Genomic DNA, 4,703 nt, shown 5'->3' with positions numbered 1-4,703 from the left:
CAGGCGTCGATCACCTCACGCTTGGCGGTGTTGCCGTTGAGGGCGGTTTGTCCGTCACCGCGGCCGATCGTGATCTTGCGGGGCTTGGCCTTTTCCGCCACCGGAATGTGTAGCCGCAGCACCCCCTCTTGGTATGAGGCCTCGATCCGGTCGGTGTCGAGGTTCTCGCCCAGCACCAGTTGCCTGCTGAACACCCCGCGCGGCCGCTCAGTCGCCAGCATCTCGCGATTCGGATCGACGGCGGGGCGCTCCGCATGGACAGTCACCACATTGCGTTCGATATCGAGGTCCAGCGATTCCTGATCGATGCCCGGCAAGTCGAACTCGACGAAGAACGCGTCGCCTTCACGCCACGCATCCATCGGCATCACCGCCGGACGGGCGGCAGTGCCCAGCACTTGCTGGGTGAGGCGGTCCAGATCGCGGAATGGGTCGGTACGCATCAGCATGGTGGTCACCTCCGACTGAAAATCCACTGCAGGATGTCATCCATAACCTGTGACAACAGGCATAGATTTGATATAGCACGCATCCGAGAATCGCGCAAGCGTGGTACAAAGGTTTCTTGTAAACACAGCCAAGGATGACCTTCGCATGATCGATCGACCAGATACGCCAGGCCTGCCTACCCCGAACCAAGGCGTCTACGGCATCTCGGTGGCCGCCGAACTCTCCGGCATCCCGGTGCAGTCGTTGCGCCTGTACGAGCGTCACGGCTTGTTGACCCCATCCCGCAGTGACGGCGGTACCCGCCGCTACAGCGCCGACGACCTGGCCCGATTGCAGCGCATCAGCGAGTTGGTCGCCGCTGGTGTCAACCTCGCCGGCATCGCGCGCATCCTCGATTTGCAAGACGACAATGCGGAGTTGCTCGCCGCCAGCCAGGCCTTCCCGGCTACTCGCACGAAGGCAACGAAGGGCACCAAACCCGAAACCCGCGGGGGCTGAGCTTTCACCAGGCTCGATATCATCGAGGCGGCGTCCGCCAACTACAAACTTACTCTGAAGTAAGGTACGGTCTTTTCATGAGTTCGGAGCATCTCGATGTCGTCGTCGTGGGTGCCGGCTTCGGCGGCATCGGGGCGGCCATCCAGCTCAAGCGCCTCGGGTTCGACAACCTCACCATCCTCGACCGCGAGGCCGACTTGGGTGGAACCTGGCACGTCAACCGCTATCCGGGTCTGGCCGTCGACATCCCGTCGACGACTTATTCCTACTGGTTCGAGCCCAACCCGCACTGGTCGCGGTTGTTCGCCACCGGCCCGGAGCTCAAGCGGTACGCCAACCATGTCGCCGACAAATACGACGTACGCCGTCACATGCGGTTCAACACGATTGTGGAAAGTGCGCGCTGGGACGAGGACGCGCAGCTGTGGCAGGTCGCGCTGGCAGACGGCGAAACGCTGACCACTCGCTTCCTGATCACCGCCACCGGCTTTCTTTCGCAACCGCACACCCCGGACATCCCCGGCATCACCAGCTTTGACGGCAAGGTCGTGCACACCACCGCGTGGGACGACAACCACGACTTCACCGGTCGTCGGGTCGGCTTGATCGGCACCGGCGCCACCGCGATCCAGCTCATTCCCGAATTAGCAAAGACAGTCGCCGACTTGACGGTGTATCAGCGCACCGCGATTTGGGTGGCACCAAAGCTGGACTTCGGGATCGCGCCGGCCCTGCAACGGCTGTTCGCCCGAATCCCACTCACTCAGCGGGCGGTGCGCTGGGTGACCGACAACCTGCTGGAGTTCATGACGCTCACCGCCGTGCTGAATTACCGCTACTTCCGGCGGCTGTCCATCGGCGGAATGGACGTCTGCAAAATGCACCGGTTCGTGCAGGTCCGAGACAAGGAGTTGCGCCGCAAACTAACCCCCGACTACGACATCGGCTGCAAGCGGCCGAGCTGGTCGAACGACTATTACCGCAGCTTCACCAAACCGCATGTGCACCTGGAGACCAGCGGCATCAACCGGATCGAGCCGGATGGCATCGTCACCAACGACGGACACAAGGCCATAATCGACACCCTGGTGCTGGCCACCGGATTCGATCTGTGGGACGCCAACTTCCCAGCCATCGAGGTGGTCGGCCGCGAAGGTAGAAACTTGGGAAAGTGGTGGCGGGAGAACAGGTTCCAGGCCTACCAGGGCGTGTCGATGCCTTACTTCCCCAACTATCTGAGCCTGGCAAGCCCGTACGCCTTCTCCGGACTGTCGTTTTTCAACACCATGGAATACCAGATGCGGCATATGGACCGGTTGCTGGGCGAGGTGAAGCGCAGGGGCGCAACCACCTTCGAGATCACCGAAGAGGCCAACGCACGCTTCCTGGACCGGATGACCAAAAACCTGGACAGCTCGGTGTTCTACGCCGGTGACTGTGCCACGTCGCGGTCCTACTACTTCAACCACAGCGGTGAGGCGACCCTGTTACGACCTACGTCGGTGCGTAACGCCGTGCGGGACGGCTCGCGCTTCCCGCTGAGCGACTACGTAATCGCCTGAGGAGGAGCATGTCTCGCAAAAGCAACCGTCTCGCCCGCTTCTCCGGTTTGGCGTTGGCCGGCGCCGGGGTATCGCACTTCACCAGCCCGCGATTGTGGGAGCCAATCGTCAAGCCGGTGTTCCCTCGCGGCACCCGCCAGCACATCTACACCAACGGCAGCATCGAGACGGTGCTGGGGCTGAGCTTCAGCAGTCGGCAGACCCGCAGCCTGGCCATCGTCGGGTTGATCGGATATCTCGCCTATCTCGGCGGGAATGCTATTCGCCGCTCCCAAACAGCGTAGCCCCCATCAGTTTTCGCACGCAGGCCTGCGGGTAAGCGGAGTTGTCAGCCGGGTGCTCATAGTGCACCAGCCGCCCAACGTCGACGACCAGGGCCATCGCCGCATGCACCAAAATCCGCGCCTGCGTCGGCGTCAGCGTCGGGCGGGCTGATGCCAACAGACGCATCCAGGCATCGATCGTCGAGCGCTGCACGCTGCGTAACAACTCCTGGTCCACCCGAGTCAGGTTGACCCGCTCCGTGTAATAGATCGCCGCCAGGTCTGGGTTAGCGAACGACGTTGCCACGTAAGCCTCGATCAACAAGGTGAGCATTTGACGCGGTTCGGCGAGACCGGTCAGGATCGCCGACAAGCGGCCGGAAACCCGGTCGGCCGCGCGGCGCAACCCGGTCGAGAGGATGTCGCACTTGCCGGGGAAATACCGGTAGATCCCGGATACCGGGATGCCAACGGCCGAGGCGATCTCCGCCATGCTGGTCTCGGGGTAGCCCTTGGCGTTGAACAACACCATCGACGCCTGCAACAGCGCTTCGTAGACCCCGGTGTCCGATTCGAAGATCCGCCACGACGCAGGTCGGCTCAGCGCATCCGCCGGCTTCGGGAGCTCGGCGCGCAGTAGTGCCGACGCGGCCTGCGCCAGCAGCGCGCGGATCTCGTCGGGGGGTAGCGCAACCCGGTGGTCGACGATGCTGCCGATCACGCTGAGCAGCCCGGAGGACAGCATCCACCGATGCGACGAGGTTAAGGCCGGCCGAATCACCATGAGCGGCCGTTGGATTCGTCGGTTGACCACTCGCAACTGGTCCATCAGCGTGGATTGGTCTTCGCTGTGCAAGTAACGGGCTTGCCACCGATATAGCCCGCCGGACTCGCGATTGGCCAATGTCACGTCGATAAGTGCCTCGACCAGTCGGTCCAAGGTCGCAGCCGGGTCGGCAGCCATGGGCTCGGCGTCGGCGAAATCGGTGCAGTCGACCAGCTGCTGGCCCAGAGCCAGGACCGCGCCGCGGAACAGGTCGTACTTGCTCGCGTAATGCCGGTACAGCGCGGGTGCGGAGATCCCGACCTTGGCCGCGATGGCTTCCATGCTGACCGCGTGGTAGCCGAGCGCGCTGAACGACTCAGCGGACGCCCGGGCGATCTGCGCCTTACGGTCTTTGGGCCGTCGGCGCACAGCAGCCACAGGCTCGATGGGCGCGGTCGTCACCGCCTCACCCTAGCGTGCAGATCAGCGGTCAAATAACCTACCGCAGAGTCAGAATCTCCATTAACATAATTGATGCTCGACCAAGAGGTTGTGGGCCGTTTGCGAGAGGTAGCTGCGCATGCTGGAACGGGTTCGTCGCGTCCTTGGCTACCAGCTCACGATCGCCGAGCTGATCGGGCTCGCCATCATTCTTGGTACGCCTTATTTAGTGGTAGGAACCATTTGGTCGATGACACACACAGCGCATTTGCAGCACATGCACGGCGTCGACCTGGTGGTGTCGTTCCTCGGCTCGATCGCGTCCTGGCCGGTGCTGCTGTTCTCGGATGTATGCATGACATGAGCGCTGAAACCGCCGGGCCGTCGCTGACCACGGGCAATACCTGCATTCACATAACTCACGAAAGGAAGTCTGTGAGCAATCGTCAGCTATCCCTCGGCATCGTGGGCGCCTTGTTGGTCGTGATCGGGCTGATGGCGCTCTGGTTTCCGGTGTACTTGAGCCAGTACGACGAGTACGGGATGCAGATCTCCTGCGGCAGAGGCTTCAGCGCGAATCTGTCGCAGGCCGCCGACGCCAAGGGCGACGGTCTAGTCGCGCAATGCGGTACGGCGCTATTGCTGCGCCGCATCTGGGCGATCCCGGTTGTCGTCCTCGGATGGCTGATCCTCACCGGCCTGGTTGCCAGCTGGGTCCACACC

General features: G+C 62.7%; 7 protein-coding genes. 5 read left to right on the top strand and 2 right to left on the bottom strand.

Translation table 11 applies throughout. The features are described 5' to 3' along the window. On the bottom strand, positions 1-449 hold a 449-nt coding region (locus WB785_RS08020), incomplete at its 3' end, for an Hsp20/alpha crystallin family protein (RefSeq protein WP_424078318.1). Between the two features lie 145 nt (positions 450-594). On the opposite strand from WB785_RS08020, the gene WB785_RS08015 reads away from it, so the two are divergent. From WB785_RS08015 to WB785_RS08005, 3 genes are all read left to right on the top strand, one after another. Next, the gene (locus tag WB785_RS08015) at positions 595-948 is read left to right on the top strand and encodes a MerR family transcriptional regulator (protein ID WP_424078315.1); all 354 of its coding nucleotides are present in this window, start codon (positions 595-597) and stop codon (positions 946-948) included. A 77-nt stretch (positions 949-1,025) separates the two neighbouring features. Next, on the top strand, positions 1,026-2,510 hold the full coding sequence (locus WB785_RS08010; protein ID WP_424078314.1) for a flavin-containing monooxygenase: 1,485 nt from the start codon (positions 1,026-1,028) through the stop codon (positions 2,508-2,510). An 8-nt stretch (positions 2,511-2,518) separates the two neighbouring features. Then, positions 2,519-2,794, top strand: a complete 276-nt coding sequence (locus WB785_RS08005) for a hypothetical protein (protein WP_424078312.1) — start codon at positions 2,519-2,521, stop codon at positions 2,792-2,794. Here the strand turns inward: WB785_RS08005 and WB785_RS08000 are convergent. Then, complete coding sequence (locus WB785_RS08000) at positions 2,769-3,968, bottom strand: TetR/AcrR family transcriptional regulator (RefSeq protein WP_424078316.1); 1,200 nt, start codon at positions 3,966-3,968, stop codon at positions 2,769-2,771. The two genes, WB785_RS08005 and WB785_RS08000, sit on opposite strands and share 26 nt — an antisense overlap. 151 nt (positions 3,969-4,119) lie before the next feature. Between WB785_RS08000 and WB785_RS07995 the strand changes: the two genes are divergently transcribed. Both WB785_RS07995 and WB785_RS07990 read left to right on the top strand, forming a co-directional pair. After that, on the top strand, positions 4,120-4,344 hold the full coding sequence (locus tag WB785_RS07995; protein ID WP_424078311.1) for a hypothetical protein: 225 nt from the start codon (positions 4,120-4,122) through the stop codon (positions 4,342-4,344). Between the two features lie 71 nt (positions 4,345-4,415). Further along, positions 4,416-4,703 (top strand): hypothetical protein (locus WB785_RS07990; protein WP_424078309.1); only part of this gene is annotated, 288 nt, incomplete at its 3' end.

Source organism: Mycobacterium sp. (assembly GCF_049585075.1).
Taxonomy (GTDB): domain Bacteria; phylum Actinomycetota; class Actinomycetes; order Mycobacteriales; family Mycobacteriaceae; genus Mycobacterium.
Note: the sequence above shows the minus strand (reverse complement) of the source record. Positions and strands in the feature narration are given on the sequence as shown.

Excerpts from the sequence above, each read along its gene's own strand:
- WB785_RS08015 (WP_424078315.1), top strand. The coding sequence starts at position 595 with ATGATCGATCGACCAGATACGCCAGGCCTGCCTACCCCGAACCAAGGC.
- WB785_RS08010 (WP_424078314.1), top strand. The coding sequence starts at position 1,026 with ATGAGTTCGGAGCATCTCGATGTCGTCGTCGTGGGTGCCGGCTTCGGC.
- WB785_RS08005 (WP_424078312.1), top strand. The coding sequence starts at position 2,519 with ATGTCTCGCAAAAGCAACCGTCTCGCCCGCTTCTCCGGTTTGGCGTTG.
- WB785_RS07995 (WP_424078311.1), top strand. The coding sequence starts at position 4,120 with ATGCTGGAACGGGTTCGTCGCGTCCTTGGCTACCAGCTCACGATCGCC.